The 18,672-nt window shown below is 70.0% G+C and carries 15 protein-coding genes; 3 read left to right on the forward strand and 12 right to left on the reverse strand.

The features are described from left to right. Positions 1-8: 8 nt before the first annotated feature. Genes ACGFNH_RS23405 through ACGFNH_RS23415 form a run of 3 tightly spaced genes read left to right on the forward strand, consistent with a single transcriptional unit; the run spans position 9 to position 2,769 of the window. Positions 9-818, forward strand: coding sequence for an ABC transporter ATP-binding protein (locus ACGFNH_RS23405; RefSeq protein ID WP_393656898.1), 810 nt, complete (start codon positions 9-11; stop codon positions 816-818). Then, positions 815-2,197, forward strand: coding sequence for a hypothetical protein (locus ACGFNH_RS23410; RefSeq protein ID WP_393656658.1), 1,383 nt, complete (start codon positions 815-817; stop codon positions 2,195-2,197). Before ACGFNH_RS23405 ends, ACGFNH_RS23410 begins: the two co-directional genes overlap by 4 nt. Next, positions 2,194-2,769 (forward strand): hypothetical protein, encoded by a 576-nt coding sequence (locus tag ACGFNH_RS23415; protein ID WP_393656660.1) that lies wholly within the window; start codon positions 2,194-2,196, stop codon positions 2,767-2,769. The genes ACGFNH_RS23410 and ACGFNH_RS23415 overlap by 4 nt, the downstream gene beginning before the upstream one ends. 224 nt (positions 2,770-2,993) lie before the next feature. Here the strand turns inward: ACGFNH_RS23415 and ACGFNH_RS23420 are convergent, their stop codons facing one another. The 12 genes from ACGFNH_RS23420 to nuoE form a co-directional block, all read right to left on the reverse strand. Continuing rightward, the gene (locus ACGFNH_RS23420; protein WP_393656662.1) at positions 2,994-3,809 is read right to left on the reverse strand and encodes a glycerophosphodiester phosphodiesterase; all 816 of its coding nucleotides are present in this window, start codon (positions 3,807-3,809) and stop codon (positions 2,994-2,996) included. 205 nt (positions 3,810-4,014) lie between these two features. After that, the gene (locus tag ACGFNH_RS23425) at positions 4,015-5,313 is read right to left on the reverse strand and encodes a hypothetical protein (RefSeq protein ID WP_393656664.1); all 1,299 of its coding nucleotides are present in this window, start codon (positions 5,311-5,313) and stop codon (positions 4,015-4,017) included. 368 nt (positions 5,314-5,681) lie between these two features. Next, complete coding sequence (gene nuoN, locus ACGFNH_RS23430; RefSeq protein WP_393656668.1) at positions 5,682-7,334, reverse strand: NADH-quinone oxidoreductase subunit NuoN; 1,653 nt, start codon at positions 7,332-7,334, stop codon at positions 5,682-5,684. A 5-nt stretch (positions 7,335-7,339) separates the two neighbouring features. Next, positions 7,340-8,950, reverse strand: coding sequence for an NADH-quinone oxidoreductase subunit M (locus ACGFNH_RS23435; RefSeq protein WP_393656670.1), 1,611 nt, complete (start codon positions 8,948-8,950; stop codon positions 7,340-7,342). Positions 8,951-8,953: 3 nt separating this feature from the next. After that, complete coding sequence (nuoL, locus tag ACGFNH_RS23440; RefSeq protein ID WP_393656672.1) at positions 8,954-10,849, reverse strand: NADH-quinone oxidoreductase subunit L; 1,896 nt, start codon at positions 10,847-10,849, stop codon at positions 8,954-8,956. A 12-nt stretch (positions 10,850-10,861) separates the two neighbouring features. Next, positions 10,862-11,161, reverse strand: coding sequence for an NADH-quinone oxidoreductase subunit NuoK (gene nuoK / locus ACGFNH_RS23445; RefSeq protein ID WP_251414822.1), 300 nt, complete (start codon positions 11,159-11,161; stop codon positions 10,862-10,864). Beyond that, positions 11,158-11,976 carry an NADH-quinone oxidoreductase subunit J gene (locus tag ACGFNH_RS23450; protein WP_393656674.1) on the reverse strand — a complete coding sequence of 273 codons (819 nt, stop codon included), beginning with the start codon at positions 11,974-11,976 and terminating at the stop codon, positions 11,158-11,160. Before ACGFNH_RS23450 ends, nuoK begins: the two co-directional genes overlap by 4 nt. Continuing rightward, positions 11,973-12,605 (reverse strand): NADH-quinone oxidoreductase subunit NuoI, encoded by a 633-nt coding sequence (gene nuoI, locus ACGFNH_RS23455; RefSeq protein WP_393656676.1) that lies wholly within the window; start codon positions 12,603-12,605, stop codon positions 11,973-11,975. Before nuoI ends, ACGFNH_RS23450 begins: the two co-directional genes overlap by 4 nt. Then, positions 12,598-13,953 carry an NADH-quinone oxidoreductase subunit NuoH gene (gene nuoH, locus ACGFNH_RS23460; RefSeq protein ID WP_393656678.1) on the reverse strand — a complete coding sequence of 452 codons (1,356 nt, stop codon included), beginning with the start codon at positions 13,951-13,953 and terminating at the stop codon, positions 12,598-12,600. Before nuoH ends, nuoI begins: the two co-directional genes overlap by 8 nt. Further along, positions 13,950-16,436, reverse strand: coding sequence for an NADH-quinone oxidoreductase subunit G (locus ACGFNH_RS23465; protein WP_393656680.1), 2,487 nt, complete (start codon positions 16,434-16,436; stop codon positions 13,950-13,952). The genes nuoH and ACGFNH_RS23465 overlap by 4 nt, the downstream gene beginning before the upstream one ends. Beyond that, the gene (nuoF, locus tag ACGFNH_RS23470; protein WP_393656681.1) at positions 16,437-17,828 is read right to left on the reverse strand and encodes an NADH-quinone oxidoreductase subunit NuoF; all 1,392 of its coding nucleotides are present in this window, start codon (positions 17,826-17,828) and stop codon (positions 16,437-16,439) included. Beyond that, positions 17,828-18,667: an NADH-quinone oxidoreductase subunit NuoE gene (gene nuoE, locus ACGFNH_RS23475; protein WP_393656900.1), complete on the reverse strand. Its 840-nt coding sequence runs from the start codon at positions 18,665-18,667 to the stop codon at positions 17,828-17,830. The genes nuoF and nuoE overlap by 1 nt, the downstream gene beginning before the upstream one ends. Between the last annotated feature and the right edge of the window lie 5 nt (positions 18,668-18,672).

An 18,672-nucleotide genomic window follows, 5' to 3' on the forward strand; every position in this document is an offset into this window, starting at 1 on the left:
AACACCACATGATGCGCGCGGTGAGCGCGGCCGACATCGCACCGACTGCCTACGCCTGGGAGATCCAGGCCGCCGGGCTGAAGGTCAGGGTCGGCAGAAATCGGATGGCCGTCGACGGGCTCGACCTGTCGCTGGGCACGGGCGTACACGGTCTGCTCGGCCCCAACGGGGCAGGCAAGACGACCCTCATCCGGGCGCTGGCCACCGTGCTGCGCCCCACCGAGGGAACCCTGCACCTGCTCGGCGAATCCGCGGGCGGCATGGGCGAGCACCGTGCGCTGCGCCGCCGGATCGGCTACCTGCCGCAGGAGTTCGGCTACTACAAGCGCTTCACGGTGCGCGAGTTCGTCGAGTACATGGCGTGGCTGAAGGAGGTGCCCAAGGCCGACATCCCCGCGGCTGTCCAGCGCGCGGTGGAGCGGGTCGGCCTTGCGGACCGCGCCGACGACCGGATGAAGGCCCTGTCGGGCGGCATGGTGCGACGGGTCGGCATCGCCCAGGCCATCGTCAACGACCCGACGATCCTGCTGCTGGACGAACCGACCGTCGGCCTGGACCCGGCGCAGCGGTTGCGCTTCCGCGAACTGCTGCAGGAGCTGGGCAAGGACACGTGCGTGGTCGTCTCCACCCACCTGGTGGAGGACGTGGCCGCCGCCTGCACCGACGTGGTGCTCTTCGCCGAGGGCCGGCTGGTCTTCCAGGGCCCCCCGGACGAGCTGGCCTCGGTGGGCGGCCCCGAGCACGTGGGCGACAGCCCGCTGGAGCGCGGCTACTCGGCGCTGCTTCTGGGCCCCGAGCAGGGAAGGAACGCCTGGTGAACACCCGTGTCCTGCGCATCGAACTGAAGCGCTCCGTCGCCCCGTTGGCCGGCGTCGTGATCCTGGCGGCCGCGCTGGCGTTCCTGTACCTGATTCCCGGACTGTGGTGGAGCGGTACCGCGGGGTGGACGGCCCAGTGGACGTCCCTGGCCATGTGGACCCGCTCCCTGCTGATCCTGCTGTGGCCGATCGCCGTCGGGCTCGGGGCACTCCAGGGGCTGCGTGACCGCCGCTCCGGGATGTACGAACTGCTGACGAGCACGCCGCGACCCGCCCGGCACCGCGCGGCCACGCTGGCGGGCGCGACTGCCCTCACTCTGGCCTCGGCTTTTGCACTCCTCGTTGTCGTGGGTGGGGTCCAGGTGGTCGCCGGCACCGAATACATGCACCTCGGATGGCTGCCCATTTCGCTGGTGGGGGCACTCTCCCTCGTCGCGGGGGCCGTGCTCGGCATGGGAGTCGGGCGGGCCCTGCCATCCGCGCTCACCCCGCCCGCCATGGCCGTGGGCGCCTTTGTGTTCACCAACCTCCTGCGGGTGTCGGAGGCATCGGCGGTGCCGGAGGCCGCGGTGCCGAACCGCGTCTCGCTGCTGTCACCGGCTGTGGCGCAGGTCAGCGAGATGCTCCTCACGCTCTCCGCCTCCGTGCACGTCGGGCAGACGGTCTGGCTGCTCGGCATGGCGGCGACGGGCTTCGCGCTGCTCATCGCCGCGGCCCCGCGCACCCGGCTGCTCGCCCTGACCCCCCTCCTTGCGGGCGCGGCGATCGCTCTGCTCGTCCTCCCCTCCGACCCGCGCCGGACGTACGTCGTCGACGAGGCCGCCGCGGCGATGGTGTGCGACGGCCCGGTGTGCGTGACGAAGGCGCACCAGGCACGACTCGGCGACATCGTGGGCCCCGGAAAGAAGGCACTGCGCCTGCTGCACGACGCCCTGGGCAGCCAGGCGCCGGTCTCGATCCGGGAGAACACCGCCCTACGGGCATCCAGCGCCACGCTCGAACGGTCCCGCACGTCCGTGCTCGTCGACTTCGACGACGGGGCGATCGCCGACACCAAGGGCGAGGACCTGACCCGCGCCATGCTCGCCCAAGGCATGGCGCCGCACTGTCAGCCCCGCACCGCCGTCACACGCAGCGGCATGCCCAGCGAAACCGCCGCGCAGGGCGTCGCGGCCGGCTGGGTCCTCGGGGACCTCGAACCGCTCCGCGGCACCCAGCACCGCCTGCGAGACCTGACCGCGCTGGCCGAACCGGTATGGAAGAAGCTCAAGGCGCTGCCGCGGGCCGAACAGCTCTCGCGGCTCAAGGCCGCGCACGCCGCCGCGCTCTCCTGCAAGGCCGACCCGCTCTCCGTGCTGGCCGGCGGTGGGTCCCCGTGAGATGGCTGACCCTCTACGCACGCTCGCGGCAGGTTCCCGCGTCGCTCGCCGCGGTGGTGATCAGCGCGCTGGCCGTGGGGGCCCTTGCCCAGGACGGCGACGGGGGGCCCGGTGATCCGCAGTTGCCCGTACTCGCCCTCACGGCGGGGGTGACGGCGGCCTCGATCGGGCTCGGCGGGCAGGACCTCGCCCTGGACCGGACGGCAGCGATCCGCTGGGTTCCCCGCAGGGCGGCGCATGTCCTGCTGATCGGCACGGTCGTCTGCGCGGTGCTGCTGGCGGTGCGGACCGTGGGCGATGAACTGGCCACCACCGCGTTCATCATCCGCGACTGCGCCGGGCTGATGGGACTCGTCGCCCTCGGGGCGGCGATGTGCGGGGCGCACCTCGCGTGGACGCCGCCGGTCGCCTGGCTGTCGTTCTCGCTCTTCGCCCCTTCACCGACGAATGTGCCGTTGGAGGTGGCGAACTGGATGCTGCTGCCGCCCGGCACGGCGACGGGCACCTGGACGGCCCTGGTCCTCGCGGTCGTCGGCACCGCGGCCTACGCCATCGCGGGACCGAGACGGTAGCCGGGCCGGGACATCCCCGGTCGGGAGTACATCGGGACGGGCTGTGACCCGGCACTTCGAGGCTGCCGAGCACTCTCCGGCCCGGTACAGGGGGACGACGCCACGGCATCGTCCCCCTGCCGCTGTCCGCGCACGGCGCCGGAGACGTACCGCCGAAACCGGCAGGCGACGGTCCGGGAGGCCCGCCGGAATGCAGCGACACCCCACCCCGCCCGTGGGCCGGTTCAGCGGTTGCCGATCTGCTCCAGGACCTGGCGCGGGCGGTTGGTGATCAGCGTCTCCACGCCGAGCCGCAGGCACAGCTCCACGTCCTCCGGCTCGTCCACCGTCCACACGTGCACCCGGTGTCCCGCCACCCGCAACCGCCGTACGAGATCGGGCCGGGCCCGTACGAGATCGATGCCCGGGCCAGCGATCCGGACACCGTGCGGCAGGGCCGCTGCCCTGCCCGGGAGCGGTCTGCGCTCGGTGAGCAGCACCCGCGGCAGCCCCGGCGCCAGGGTCGCGAGCCGGCGCAGAGCGGTCCGGGAGAAGCTCATCAGCCGCACCCTCGCCGGCTCCCCCGGCCGGGGCCGGTGGAGCCCGAACAGCCGTAGCTGGCGTACGAGTTCCTGCTCGACGCGGCCGGCCCAGCGAGTGGGGTGCTTGGTCTCGACGGCGATGCCGACGGGGCGGGGCGCGGACGTGGCCAGCGCCAGCAGTTCGTCGAAGGCGAGGATCCGCGAGGGCTCGGCATCGCCGCCCTTCCAGGAGCCGAAGTCGAACCGGTCGAGCTCGTCCAGGGTCAGCGCGGAGACGGCGCCGCGGCCGTCCGACGTACGGTCCACGCGACGGTCGTGGACGCACACCAGACGCGCGTCACGCGTCAGGCGGACATCGCACTCCAGCGCGTCGGCGCCGTCCTCGATGGCCTGTGCGTAGGCGGCGAGAGTGTGCTCGGGGTGGTCGTGGGAGGCACCGCGGTGGGCGACGACCTGGGTGACCCGGCGGGTGGGGACGGCCGGGTGGCCGTAACGGCCCTGCGACTGTGGGAGGTTCACGCACGCAACCTTGGCATCCGGCGGTGAACGAACGACCAACGACCCGCAATGCGGAGAAATGTCCTCTATAACGCTTCACCGCAGTGACCCCGCCCCGAAAGATCACCGCTCGACGGAAGGACGACGGCCCCGCCCGGTGGAGTACCGGACGGGGCCGATCGAGGCACAGGGCCCTTCAAGGACCTTTCCGATGCCGTGCCGTCGTCTACTGGTAGACGGAGCCGATGCTCTTGGAGCGGTCGAACGCAACGCACTGGTTGTCGGTACGGCTGCCGGAGGTGGTGAGGGTCAGGTTGTTGAGGTTGGCGCAGTCGTTGTTCTGCCGGCCTTCCTGGGCGATGTTCTGCTGGAACAAGGACGCCCCGCTGGTGCCGCCTGCGGCTTCGGCACCACCGCCGAACTCCGCGGAGCCCAGAGTGGCGGAGTCGTCCACCGTGGTGCAACGGGCATGCGCGCGGCCACCTGTGATGGTGGCGTCGAGGTTGTTGGTGTCGGCGCAGTTGTTGTTCTGCCGACCCTCTTGTGCCGAGTTCTGCTGGCTCACGGCTGCGGTGGCGGAACCACCGGTCGTCTGCGCACCACCGCCCTTGACGACGCTGTGCTCGGTGTCCGACCGGTCACCGTTCCTGCACTTGCTCCCCACCCGGCCACCGGTCAGGGTGATCTCGCCACTGCTGGCGTTGTCGCAACTGTTGTTGTTCCGACCTTCCTGCGCCGAGTTCTGCTGGAACACGGAGAGGGTCTCGCTGGAACCACCGGTCGTCTCCGCGCCGCCGCCCTTGACCACGCTGTACTTGGTGTGCGACCGGTCCCCGTTCCCGCACGCGCTGTCCACCCGGCCACCCGTCGGGTCGATCCCGCCGGTGTTGCGGTTGTCGCAGCTGTTGTTCTGCCGCCCCTCCTGCGCCGCGTTCTGCTGGTTCACGTTGAACCCCGTGGTGGAACCGCCCGTCGTGCGGGCGCCCTCACTCTCGACGAGGCTGTGCCCGGTGTAGGACCGGTCGCGGTTCCCGCATCGACGATCCGCTCGGCCGCCGTTGACGGTGAACGACTCGAAGGCGGGCTGGTCACAACTGTTGTTCTGCCGCCCTTCCTGCGCCGTGTTCTGCTGGGTCACGCCGCCGAGCACGTCGGAACCACCCTCCGTACGAGCTCCACCGGTCCTGGTCACGGTGTGCTCGCTGCCGGAGAGGTCCTTGCTGACGCACCGCCCGTCCACACGACCGCCGTTCAGGGTGGAGTTGAGCCCGAGGGGACTGGCGCAGCTGTTGTTCTGCCGACCCTTCTGTGCGGTGTTCTGCTGGACCACCTGGCCCGGCGTGGAACCGCCACTGGCGTGCGCGCCGCGCCCCTCGGTCACCGTGTGCTTGTTGAAGGAGGCGTCCCCCGTTGCACAGCGGGTGTCCGCCCGGCTTCCTGTCAGCAGCGGCTCACCGGTCGTGCCAACGGGGTTGGCACAGCTGTTGTTCTGCCGGTGCTCCTGGGCGGTGTTCTGCTGGAACACCGCGCCGGCAGCCGAGGAGCCGCCGACGGCTTAGGCGCCACGGTCGTCGTCGGCGAAGGCGATCCCGGAACCTGCGGACACCAGCCCGCCCACCGCCAAGACCACCATGGTGGCCCTCATGAACTTCTGCATCTGCACCATGTCTCCTAAGAGCACTCGGAACTCTGGACCCGCTCCACCCCCGCCCTTCAACGGGCCGCGGATTCCTCCGGACATGGCGAGAACCAGGGGTCTCCCTCAGACGGCCTACGTCCACACGGACCAACGGGGGGTCAGCAAGCCGGCGGGGACAAGAACGGGCGATGCCCCGGAGCCGGTTCGGCTCCGGGGCATCGCCCGCGTACAGGAGAGGTAGCCGCTGTGAACCGCTACCTCACGAACACACCCGCCTGGCCCGCCAGATCCAGGAAGTACTGCGGCGCGACACCGAGCACGACCGTCACCGCGACGCCGATCGCGATCGCGGCCATCGTCATCGGACTGGGCACGGCGACCGTGGGTCCTTCCGGCTTCGGCTCTTGGAAGAACATGAGCACGATGACGCGGATGTAGAAGAACGCCGCGATCGCCGACGAGATCACACCGACGACGACCAGCGCCCCGGCACCGCCCTCGGCCGCCGCCTTGAAGACGGCGAACTTGCCGGAGAAGCCGGAGGTCAGCGGGATACCTGCGAAGGCCAGCAGGAAGACCGCGAAGACCGCCGCCACCAGGGGCGAACGGCGCCCGAGCCCGGCCCACTTGGACAGGTGCGTGGCCTCGCCGCCCGCGTCGCGCACCAGCGTGACGACCGCGAAGGCGCCGAGCGTCACGAAGGAGTACGCGGCCAGGTAGAACAGCACCGAGGAGACGCCGTCCGGGGTGGCCGCGATGACACCGGCCAGGATGAAGCCCGCGTGGGCGATCGAGGAGTAGGCCAGCAGGCGCTTCACATCGGTCTGGGTGACCGCCACGATCGCACCGACCAGCATGGTGATGATCGCGACGCCCCACATCACCGGCCGCCAGTCCCAGCGCATGCCCGGCAGCACGACGTACAGCAGGCGGAGCAGCGCGCCGAACGCGGCCACCTTCGTCGCCGCCGCCATGAAGCCGGTGACGGGGGTCGGGGCGCCCTGGTAGACGTCCGGGGTCCACATGTGGAACGGCACGGCGCCGACCTTGAAGAGCAGTCCCATCAGCACCATCGCTCCGCCGATCAGCAGCAGCACGTCGTTGCCCATGGTCCCCGCGAGGGCGGGGGTGATCTCCCGCGCGGTGCCGTCCACGACATCGGCGATACCGGAGTACGTGACGGTGCCCGCGTAGCCGTAGATCAGCGCGATGCCGAACAGCAGGAACGCCGAGGAGAAGGCGCCGAGGAGGAAGTACTTCATCGCCGACTCCTGCGACAGCAGCCGCTGACGCCGGGCCAGCGCACACAGGATGTAGAGCGGGAGCGAGAAGACCTCGAGGGCGACGAAGAGGGTCAGCAGATCGTTCGCGGCGGGGAAGATCAGCATGCCGCCGACCGCGAAGAGCAGCATCGGGAACACCTCGGTGGTGGTGAACCCGGCCTTGACCGCGTCTTGTTCGGCCGGTCCGCCCGGTGTGGCGGCGGCCGACGGCGCGAAGGAGTCGACCTCCTTGCCGTGCGCCGCCGGTTCCAGCCGCCGTTCGGCGAAGGTGAAGACGGCGACCAGGGAGACCAGCAGGATCGTGCCCTGCAAGAAGAGGGCGGGGCCGTCCACCGCGACGGCACCCATGGCGGCGATCCGCGACTTGGTGTCCGAGTAGCCCCCCGCGGCCAGCCCGACGACCGCCGCGAAGGCCGCGGCAAGGCCGGTCAGCGACACCATGAGCTGGGTGTAGTAGCGGCTGCGGCGCGGCAGGAAAGCCTCGACGAGCACGCCGACGATGGCGGCACCGAGCACGATCAGCGTCGGGGCGAGCTGCCCGTACTCGATGTCGGGGGCCGGGATCTTCTGGGGAGCCTCTGCCGCCGTTGTCCACAGGCTGTGGACAACACTTGCGTCTGCCACGGCGATCACTTCGCGGCCTCCAGGTCTCGTACCGGAACGTCAGGCTTGGGGTCGTGTTCGTCCACCACGGACATCGTGTGGTCGACCGCCGGGTTGACGATGTCCGCGACCGGCTTCGGGTAGACGCCCAGGAAGATCAGCAATGCGATCAGCGGGGCGACGACCGCCAGTTCACGAACCTTGAGGTCGGGCATGCCCCGGACGTCCTCCTTGACCGGCCCCGTCATGGTGCGCTGGTAGAGCACCAGGACGTACAGCGCGGCGAGCACGATGCCGAAGGTCGCGATGATCCCCGCCACCGGATAGCGGCTGAACGTGCCGACCAGGACCAGGAATTCACTGACGAACGGCGCGAGCCCCGGCAGTGAGAGCGTGGCCAGACCGCCGATGAGGAAGGTGCCGGCGAGGACCGGCGCCACCTTCTGCACACCGCCGTAGTCGGCGATCAGACGCGAGCCGCGGCGCGAGATCAGGAAGCCCGCGACCAGCATCAGCGCCGCGGTCGAGATCCCGTGGTTGACCATGTAGAGCGTCGCACCGCCCTGGCCCTGGGTGGTCATCGCGAAGATGCCCAGGATGATGAAGCCGAAGTGGGAGACCGACGCGTAGGCGACCAGACGCTTGATGTCCCGCTGGCCGACCGCGACCAGCGCGCCGTAGACGATGCTCACCAGCGCCAGCGCGATGATCACCGGTGTGGCCCACTTCGACGCCTCCGGGAAGAGCTGGAGGCAGTAGCGGAGCATCGCGAAAGTGCCGACCTTGTCGACGACCGCGGTGATGAGGACGGCGACGGGCGCGGTGGACTCCCCCATCGCGTTCGGCAGCCAGGTGTGCAGCGGCCAGAGCGGCGCCTTGACCGCGAACGCGAAGAAGAAGCCCAGGAACAGCCACCGCTCGGTGGACGTCGCCATGGTGAGGTCGCCGTTCGCCCGCGCCTGGACGATCTCCTGGAGGGAGAACGTGCCCTGGCCGAGGTCGTCGGCGGTGATGGCGAAGAGCCCGATGACGGCGGCCAGCATGATGAGACCGCCGGCGAGGTTGTACAGGAGGAACTTCACGGCGGCGTAGCTGCGTTGCTTGCTCGCCTCGTCCTCACCGTGGGCGCCCGCCCTGTCCCCGAAACCGCCGATGAGGAAGTACATCGGGATGAGCATGGCTTCGAAGAAGATGTAGAAGAGGAAGACGTCGGTGGCCTCGAAGGAGAGGATCACCATCGCCTCGACCATCAGGATCAGCGCGAAGAAGCCCTGGGTCGGCCGCCACCGGCGGTTGGGCGCCTCCTCCTCCAGGGGGTCGGCGTCATGCCAGCCCGCCATGATGATGAAGGGGATGAGCAGAGCCGTCAGGGCGACCAGGGACACCCCGATCCCGTCCACACCCAGCTCGTACCGGACTCCGAAGTCCGCGATCCAGGCATGGGATTCGGTCAACTGGTAGCGCGCGCCGCCCGGTTCGAACCGTACGAGGACGACCGCCGCCAGCACGAGCGTGGCGAGCGAGAAGCCCAGCGCAAGCCACTTCGCGGCGGTGCGCTTCGCGGCCGGCACGGCGGCCGTGGCGACGGCACCGATGGCGGGCACCGCGGCCGTGAGCGTCAGCAGGGGAAATGACATCGATCAGACCGCCCTCATCAGCAGGGTCGCGGCGACGAGGACCGCCGCGCCGCCGAACATCGAGACCGCGTAGGTGCGGACGAAGCCGTTCTGCATCTTGCGCATCCGGCCCGACAGACCTCCGACCGAGGCCGCTGTCCCGTTCACCACACCGTCGACGGCGCTGTGGTCGAGGTAGACCAGACCGCGCGTCAGATACTCGCCGGGCTTGACCAGGACGGCGTGGTTGAAGTCGTCCTGCAGCAGATCGCGGCGGGCGGCACGGGTCAGCAGCGAACCGCGCGGCGCGGTGACCGGCACCGGCCGGCGACCGTACTGCGCCCAGCCGAGGCCCACGCCGAGCAGCATCACGACGACCGTCGCCGTGGTGACGGTGGTCGCACTGAGCGGCGAGTGCCCGTGCTCGAACTGGGTGACCGGTTCGAGCCACTTCACGAACGCTTCGTTGATGCTGAACAGCCCGCCCGCGAAGACCGATCCGAACGCCAGGATGATCATGGGGATGGTCATCGACTTCGGCGACTCGTGCGGGTGCGGCTCGTTGCCCTCGGCATCCGGATGCCACCGCTTCTCGCCGAAGAAGGTCATCACCATCACGCGCGTCATGTAGTACGCGGTGATGGCCGCGCCCAGCAGGGCCGCACCGCCGAGGATCCAGCCCTCAGTGCCGCCCTTGGCGAACGCCGCCTCGATGATCTTGTCCTTGGAGAAGAAGCCGGACAGACCGGGGAAGCCGATGATCGCCAGATAGCCGAGCCCGAAGGTGACGAAGGTGATCGGCATGTACTTCCTCAAGCCCCCGTACTTCCGCATGTCCACCTCGTCGTTCATGCCGTGCATGACCGAACCGGCGCCGAGGAAGAGCCCGGCCTTGAAGAAGCCGTGGGTGACCAGGTGCATGATCGCGAAGACGTAGCCGATGGGGCCGAGGCCCGCGGCGAGGATCATGTAGCCGATCTGGGACATCGTCGAGCCCGCCAGGGCCTTCTTGATGTCGTCCTTCGCGCAACCGACGATCGCACCGAAGAGGAGCGTGACCGCGCCGACCGTGACCACCGCGATCTGTGCGTCCGGAGAGGCGTTGAAGATCGCCCCGGAGCGGGTGATGAGGTAGACGCCGGCGGTCACCATGGTGGCGGCGTGGATGAGGGCCGAGACCGGGGTCGGGCCCTCCATCGCGTCACCGAGCCAGGACTGGAGCGGCACCTGGGCGGACTTGCCGCAGGCGCCGAGCAGCAGCATGAGCCCGATCGCGGTGAGCGTGCCCTCGCTCGTCTCGCCGACCGAGTCCAGCACGGGCTGGAAGGCGAACGTCCCGAAGGTCACGAACATGATCATGATCGCGATGGACAGGCCCATGTCGCCGACGCGGTTGACGATGAAAGCCTTCTTGGCCGCCGTCGCCGCGCTCGGCTTGTGCTGCCAGAAGCCGATGAGCAGGTACGAGGCGAGGCCCACACCCTCCCAGCCGACGTACAACAGCAGGTAGTTGTCGGCGAGGACCAGCAGGAGCATCGCCGCGAGGAAGAGGTTGAGGTAGCCGAAGAAGCGGCGGCGCCGCTCGTCGTGCTCCATGTAGCCGATCGAGTAGAAGTGGATGAGCGAACCCACCCCGCTGATCAGCAGCACGAAGGTCATGGAGAGCTGGTCGAGCTGGAAGGCCACGTCGGCCTGGAAGCCGCCGACCGGGATCCAGCTGAACAGGTGCTCGCGGATGGTGCGTTCCTCACCCCCCAGTCCCAGCATGTGGAAGAAGAGGACCGCGGCCATGACGAAGGACGCCGAGGCGAGCGCGCAGCCGATCCAGTGGCCGATCCGGTCGAGCCGCCGCCCGCCGCACAGCAGTACGGCCGCGCCGAGCAGCGGGGCCGCGATGAGAAGTCCGATGAGGTTGTCCACTGTTGCGACCCCTTACAGCTTCATCAGGCTGGCGTCGTCGACCGAGGCCGAATGGCGGGAGCGGAAGATCATCACGATGATCGCCAGGCCGACCACGACCTCGGCCGCGGCGACGACCATCGTGAAGAACGCGATGATCTGGCCGTCGAGGTTGCCGTGCATCCGCGAGAAGGTGACGAACGCCAGGTTGCAGGCGTTCAGCATCAGCTCGACGCACATGAAGACCACGATCGCGTTCCGCCGGATCAGCACCCCGGCCGCGCCGATGCTGAACAGCAGAGCAGCCAGGTAGAGGTAGTTGACCGGGTTCACTTGCCTGCCTCCTCGGCTCGCTCGAGCCGGCCCAGCCGCGCCTCGGCGCGCTGCTCCAGCGCCGCCAGGTCGGCGAGCGCCTGGCCCGATACATCGCGGATCTGGCCCCGGGCCCGCAGCGTGTCGCTGACGGTCAGGTCGGAGACCGTGCCGTCGGGCAGCAGTCCGGGGATGTCGACGGCGTTGTGCCGGGCGTAGACACCCGGTGCGGGCAGCGGCGGCACCTGCTTGCCGGCGCGGACGCGGGCCTCGGCCTGCTCGCGCTGGGTCGCGGCGCGCTCCGTGCGCTCGCGGTGGGTGAGCACCATCGCCCCGACGGCCGCCGTGATCAGCAGCGCGCCGGTGATCTCGAAGGCGAACACGTACTTGGTGAAGACGAGGGCCGCGAGACCCTCCACGTTCCCGCCGGAGTTGGCCTGGCCCAGTCCGCTGAAGTCCTTCAGCGAGGCGTTGCCGATACCGGCGACCAGGAGGACGCCGAAGCCCAGCCCGCAGAGCGCCGCCAGCCAGCGCTGGCCCTTCAGCGTCTCCTTGAGCGAGTCGGACGCGGTGACGCCGACCAGCATGACGACGAAGAGGAAGAGCATCATGACGGCGCCGGTGTAGACGACGACCTGCACGACGCCGAGGAAGTACGCGCCGTTGGCGAGGTAGAAGACCGCCAGGATGATCATGGTGCCGGCCAGGCACAGCGCGCTGTGCACGGCCTTCTTCATCAGGATCGTGCACAGCGCGCCGATGACGGCCACGGTGCCCAGCACCCAGAACTGGACGGCCTCGCCGGTGGAGGTGGAGTAGGCGGCGAGCGCGCTCATGCCTCGGCCCCCTTCTGCGCCGCAGGATCCGCTGCCGCCGGCTCGTTCTCACCGGTCGTCGAGGCGGCGTCCTCGGGCTTCTCGCCCTTGGAGACCGCGACCTGGCGCTCGGTGCCGGGGGCGGCCTCGGTGACCACACCGCGGTAGTAGTCCTTCTCGGTCATCCCCGGGAAGATCGAGTGCGGCGCGTCGACCATGCCCTCGTCCAGCCCCGAAAGCAGCTCTTCCTTGGTGTAGATGAGCGATTCGCGGCTGCGGTCGGCGAGTTCGTACTCGTTGGTCATGGTCAGCGCGCGGGTGGGACACGCCTCGACGCACAGCCCGCACAGGATGCAGCGCAGATAGTTGATCTGGTAGACGCGGCCGTAGCGCTCACCCGGGGAGTAGCGCTCCTCCTCGGTGTTGTCCGCGCCCTCGACGTAGATCGCGTCGGCCGGGCAGGCCCAGGCGCACAGCTCGCAGCCGATGCACTTCTCGAGCCCGTCCGGATGGCGGTTGAGCTGGTGCCGGCCGTGGAAGCGCGGCGCGGTGGGCTTCTTCTCCTCCGGGTACTGCTCGGTCAGCCGCTTCGTGAACATGGCCTTGAAGGTCACGCCGAAGCCGGCCACAGGGTTCTGGAAGTCAGGCACCGTCAGCCTCCTTTCCGTCACGGTCAGTATCGACTCCGCCACTGACAATCAACTCGCGCTCGTCGCGCGGCCGTCGGCGCGGAACGGGTGGCAGGGTCTGTCCGGGCAGCGGGGGAACCGGGAAGCCGCCGGCCATCGGGTCGAACGCGGGCTCCGGACCCGCCTCGGCCTCCGTCGCCTTCGCGCCGCGCTCGCGGAAGATGTCCACCACGAACGACAGCAGGAGCAGTGCGACGACTCCGCCGCCGACGTACAGCACGATCTCCTGGTAGTCCACGTTCTCGTTGCGCAGCGCCCGTACGGTCGCGACGAGCATCACCCAGACCATCGAGATGGGGATGAGGACCTTCCAGCCCAGCTTCATCAACTGGTCGTAGCGCACGCGCGGGAGCGAACCGCGGATCCAGATGAAGAAGAACAGCAGCAGCTGGAGCTTGACGGTGAACCAGAGCATCGGCCACCAGCCGTGGTTCGCACCCTCCCAGAACGCGCTGATGGGGTACGGGGCCATCCAGCCGCCCAGGAAGAGCGTGGTGGCGACCGCCGAGACGGTGACCATGTTGACGTACTCGGCGAGCATGAACATCGCGAACTTGATCGACGAGTACTCGGTGTTGAAGCCGCCGACGAGGTCGCCCTCGGACTCCGGCATGTCGAACGGCAGGCGGTTCGTCTCACCGACCATCGAGATGATGTAGACCAGGAACGAGACCGGGAGCAGGATCGCGAACCAGCGGTCGTGCTGCTCCGCGACGATCGTCGAGGTCGACATCGACCCGGAGTAGAGGAAGACGGCCGCGAACGACAGGCCCATCGCGATCTCGTACGAGATGAGCTGCGCGGCCGACCGCAGACCGCCGAGCAGCGGGTACGTCGAGCCGGACGACCAGCCGGCGAGCACGATGCCGTAGAAGCCGACGGAGGCGACCGCGAGGATGTAGAGGACCGCGATCGGCAGGTCCGTGAGCTGCATGGTGGTGCGCTGGCCCAGGATGGAGATCTCGTTGCCCGCGGGGCCGAAGGGGATCACCGCGATGGCCATGAAGGCGGGAATCGCGGCGACCACCGGGGCAAGGATGAAGACCACCTTGTCGGCGCGCTTGACGACAAGGTCCTCCTTGAGCATCAGCTTGATGCCGTCCGCGAGGGACTGGAGCATGCCCCAGGGGCCGTGGCGGTTGGGGCCGATGCGCCGCTGCATCCAGGCGACGACCTTGCGCTCCCAGACGATCGCGATGAGCACCGTCACCATGAGGAAGGCGAAGCAGAAGACGGCCTTGATGACGACGAGCCACCACGGGTCGCGGCCGAACATCGACAGGTCTTCCGCTGCCAGCATCTGGATCATGCGTCAACCTCCGTCGGGGCCGCGGCGATCTTCACGAGTCGGCCGGGCACGGTCCCCAGGTCCCGGTACGCTCCGCCGCCCGTCGAGTTGAGCGGCATCCACACCACCCGGTCCGGCATCGGCGTCACCTGGAGCGGGAGTTCCACCGACCCGGCCGGGCCGGAGATCCGCAGCAGCGCGCCGTCGGTCACCCCGGCCTCCTCGGCCGTGGCGGCCGAGAGGCGGGCCACGGCGGCGTGCCGGGTCCCGGCCAGCGCCTCGTCGCCGGTCTGGAGGCGGCCCTGGTCGAGCAGGAGCCGGTGACCGGCGAGGACGGCTTCGCCCTCCGCGGGCCGGGGCAGCATCTCCGGCTGCTCCGTGGGCCCCGCGGCGTACGGGCCGGTCCAGCTGCCGAGCCGCTCCATCTCGCGGCGCACGGCGCTCACGTCCGGCAGGCCGAGGTGCTCGTCCATGGCGTCGGCGAGCATGGAGAGCACGACGGCGTCCGTCATGCGGTGGCGCTGCACCATCAGGTCCGGCTTGAGCGCGGCCCGGAACAGCCGTGCTCGGCCCTCCCAGTTGAGGAACGTGCCGTCCTTCTCGGCGACGGCCGCGACCGGCAGCACCACGTCCGCCCGATCGGTGACCTCGCTCGGCCGCTGTTCGAGGCTGACCACGAAGCGCGCCTCGTCCAGGGCCTTGACCGCGCGGTCGGGGTCGGGGAGGTCGGCGACCTCGACGCCCGCGACGAGCAGCGCGGACAGCTCGCCGCCCACGGCGGCTTCGACGATCTGGGCGGTGTCGCGACCGTGGCGGTGCGGGAGTCCGCCGATGCCCCAGGCGGCCGCGGTCTCCTCGCGGGCCCGCGGGTCGGTCGCCGGCCGGCCGCCGGGCAGCAGCCCGGGCAGCGCGCCCGCCTCGATCGCTCCGCGCTCGCCCGCGCGGCGCGGGATCCACACCAGCGTCGCGCCGGTCGCGTTCGCCGCGCCGACGGCCGAGGTGAGCGCGCCGGGGATGCCCGCCAGCCGCTCGCCGACGACGATGACCGCACCCGTGGCGCGCAGTGCCTGCGCGGCCTGCTCACCGTCGCCGTCCAGCCCCGAGGCGCTCGCGATGGCGTCCAGCCACGCGGTCTCCGTACCGGGAGCGGCCGGGAGCAGTACGCCGCCGGCCTTGGTCAGGCCGCGGGTGGCGTGCGGGGCGACGGCGAAGGTGCGCTGGCCGTGCTTGCGGTTGGCCTTCCGCAGCCTCAGGAAGACGCCGGGCGCCTCCTCCTCGGACTCGAACCCGACGAGCAGCACCGCGGGTGCCTTCTCCAGCGCGCTGTACGTCAGCCCGCTCCCGTCGAGATCGCGCCCCCGCCCTGCCACATGCGCGGCGAGGAAGTCGGCCTCCTCGGCGCTGTGCACGCGGGCGCGGAAGTCGATGTCGTTGGTGTCGAGGGCGACACGGGCGAACTTGGCGTAGGCGTACGCGTCCTCGACGGTGAGCCGGCCACCGGTCAGCACGCCCGTACGGCCCTTGGCGTCGGCGAGGCCCCGGGCCGCCACGTCCAGGGCGTCCGGCCAGCTCGCGGGCTCCAGCTCGCCGTCGTCATTGCGGACGAGCGGCGTGGTCAGCCGGTCGATGCCCTGCGCGTAGCGGAAGCCGAAGCGCCCCTTGTCGCAGATCCACTCCTCGTTGACCTCGGGGTCGTCGGCGGCGAGGCGCCGCATGACCTTGCCGCGCCGGTGGTCGGTGCGCGTCGCGCAGCCGCCCGCGCAGTGCTCGCACACACTCGGCGAGGAGATGAGGTCGAACGGGCGGGAGCGGAACCGGTACGCCTTGGAGGTCAGGGCGCCCACCGGGCAGATCTGGATGGTGTTGCCGGAGAAGTACGACTCGAAGGGGTCGCCCTCACCGGTGCCGACCTGCTGCAGCGCGCCGCGCTCCAGCAGCTCGATCATCGGGTCGCCCGCGATCTGGTTGGAGAAGCGGGTGCAGCGCGCGCACAGCACGCACCGCTCGCGGTCCAGCAGCACCTGGGTGGAGATCGGGACGGGCTTCTCGAACGTCCGCTTCTGGCCCTCGAAGCGGGTGTCGGCCTGGCCCGCGCTCATCGCCTGGTTCTGCAGGGGGCACTCGCCGCCCTTGTCGCAGACCGGGCAGTCGAGCGGGTGGTTGATGAGCAGCAGCTCCATCACACCGCGCTGGGCCTTGTCGGCCACGGGCGAGGTGAGTTGGGTCTTCACCACCATCCCGTCCGTGCACGTGATCGTGCAGGACGCCATGGGCTTGCGCTGACCCTCGACCTCGACGATGCACTGGCGGCAGGCGCCGGCGGGGTCGAGGAGCGGGTGGTCGCAGAAGCGCGGGATCTCGATGCCGAGCAGCTCGGCAGCCCGGATCACGAGGGTCCCCTTGGGGACGGAGATCTCGATGCCGTCGATGGTGAGGGACACCAGGTCCTCCGGCGGCACCGCCGCCTCCCCGCCTCCGGTGGGGGCGTTCGTCGTGACGGTCATTTACGCGTGCACCCCCTTGGTGGTGGCGGTCTTGTGGTCGTCGGCCCAGAGGGTCGACCTGGCCGGGTCGAAGGGGCAGCCGCGGCCGGTGATGTGCTGCTCGTACTCCTCGCGGAAGTACTTCAGTGAGGAGAAGATCGGGCTGGCGGCACCGTCACCGAGGGCGCAGAAGGACTTGCCGTTGATGTTGTCGGCGATGTCGTTCAGCTTGTCGAGGTCCTCCATCCGGCCCTTGCCTGCCTCGATGTCGCGGAGCAACTGAACGAGCCAGTACGTGCCTTCGCGGCAGGGCGTGCACTTGCCGCAGGACTCGTGGGCGTAGAACTCCGTCCAGCGGGTGACGGCCCGCACGACGCAGGTGGTCTCGTCGAAGCACTGCAGCGCCTTGGTGCCGAGCATCGAACCGGCCGCGCCCACGCCCTCGTAGTCGAGCGGGACGTCGAGGTGCTCGTCGGTGAGCAGCGGGGTGGAGGAGCCGCCGGGCGTCCAGAACTTCAGCCGGTGGCCGGGCCGCATGCCGCCGCTCATGTCCAGGAGCTGGCGCAGGGTGACACCGAGGGGCGCCTCGTACTGGCCTGGTCCTGCGACGTGTCCCGAGAGCGAGTAGAGCGTGAAGCCCGGGGACTTCTCGCTGCCCATGGAGCGGAACCAGTCCTTGCCCTTGTGCAGGATCGCGGGAACCGAGGCGATGGACTCGACGTTGTTCACCACAGTGGGGCAGGCGTAGAGGCCGGCGACCGCGGGGAAGGGGGGCCGCAGCCGGGGCTGGCCGCGGCGGCCTTCGAGCGAGTCGAGCAGCGCCGTCTCCTCGCCGCAGATGTACGCGCCCGCGCCCGCGTGGACGGTCAGCTCCAGGTCGAAGCCGCTGCCCATGATGTCCTTGCCGAGATAGCCGGCTTCGTACGCCTCGGCGACCGCGTGGTGCAGCCTGCGGAGGACGGGCACGGTCTCGCCGCGGAGGTAGATGAAGGCATGGCTGGAGCGGATGGCATGGCAGGCGATCACCATGCCCTCGATCAGCGAGTGCGGGTTGGCGAAGAGGAGGGGGATGTCCTTGCAGGTGCCGGGCTCGGACTCATCGGCGTTGACGACGAGGTAGTGCGGCTTGCCGTCGCCCTGCGGGATGAACTGCCACTTCATGCCGGTGGGGAAGCCCGCGCCCCCGCGGCCGCGCAGACCGGAGTCCTTGACCAGGGCGATGACATCGTCCGGTGGCATCTCCAGGGCCTTGCGCAGCCCTTGGTAGCCGTCGTAACGCCGGTAGGTGTCCAGCGTCCAGGAGTCCGGCTGGTCCCAGAACGCCGACAGCACGGGTACGAGCAGCTTCTCGGGGCTGGTCTCTCCCCCGGTCTCGTGCCGGGAGGTGCCCCCTTGTTCAGTGGACACGGTCATCACTCCTCGCCTTCCTCGGACACCGGACCGGAGGGGTGCTTCGGGTCCGAGGCGGAGGTCTTGTGGGGTGCGTCGTGCGAGCTGGGGTGGGTGGCGGGCGGCTCGCCCGACGGACGGGTCGCGGGCGGCTCGTCCGCCGACCGGTCGGCGGAGCGCGGGGAGACGACGCGGCCGGGTCCGGTCTCGCCCTTGGCGAGCCGCAGTCCGGCGAGCGAGGCGTGGCCCGCACCGCCGGTCGCCTCGACCGCTCCGTCCCGCTCGTCCGGGAAGCCGGCGAGGATCCGGGCGGTCTGCCGGTACGTGCACAGGGGCGCGCCACGGGTCGGCTCGACCTCGCGACCGGACCGCAGGTCGTCCACCAACTGCCGTGCGGAGTCGGGCGTCTGGTTGTCGAAGAACTCCCAGTTGACCATCACGACCGGCGCGAAGTCGCAGGCCGCGTTGCACTCGATGTGCTCCAGCGTGACCTTGCCGTCCTCGGTGGTCTCGCCGTTGCCGACGCCCAGGTGCTCCTTCAGATCGTCGAAGATGGCGTCGCCGCCCATCACCGCGCACAGGGTGTTGGTGCAGACGCCGACCTGGTAGTCGCCCGACGGCTTGCGCCGGTACATCGTGTAGAAGGTCGAGACCGCGGTCACCTCGGCGGTGGTGAGGTCCAGCATCTCGGCGCAGAACCGGATGCCGGTGCGGGAGACGTACCCCTCCTCCGACTGCACCAGGTGCAGCAGCGGCAGCAGCGCGGACCGGCTGTCGGGGTAGCGGGCGATCACCTCGCGCGCGTCGGCCTCCAGCCGGGCCCGGACGTCGGCCGGGTAGTCGGGAGCCGGGAGCTGCGGCATCCCCA

The organism is Streptomyces sp. NPDC048639 (assembly GCF_043199075.1).
Classification (GTDB): Bacteria; Actinomycetota; Actinomycetes; order Streptomycetales; family Streptomycetaceae; genus Streptomyces.

Excerpts from the sequence above, each read along its gene's own strand:
- ACGFNH_RS23405 (WP_393656898.1), top strand. The coding sequence starts at position 9 with ATGATGCGCGCGGTGAGCGCGGCCGACATCGCACCGACTGCCTACGCC.
- ACGFNH_RS23450 (WP_393656674.1), bottom strand. The coding sequence starts at position 11,976 with ATGAGCGCGCTCGCCGCCTACTCCACCTCCACCGGCGAGGCCGTCCAG.
- ACGFNH_RS23435 (WP_393656670.1), bottom strand. The coding sequence starts at position 8,950 with ATGTCATTTCCCCTGCTGACGCTCACGGCCGCGGTGCCCGCCATCGGT.
- ACGFNH_RS23465 (WP_393656680.1), bottom strand. The coding sequence starts at position 16,436 with ATGACCGTCACGACGAACGCCCCCACCGGAGGCGGGGAGGCGGCGGTG.
- nuoE (WP_393656900.1), bottom strand. The coding sequence starts at position 18,667 with ATGCCGCAGCTCCCGGCTCCCGACTACCCGGCCGACGTCCGGGCCCGG.
- nuoH (WP_393656678.1), bottom strand. The coding sequence starts at position 13,953 with ATGATCCAGATGCTGGCAGCGGAAGACCTGTCGATGTTCGGCCGCGAC.
- nuoF (WP_393656681.1), bottom strand. The coding sequence starts at position 17,828 with ATGACCGTGTCCACTGAACAAGGGGGCACCTCCCGGCACGAGACCGGG.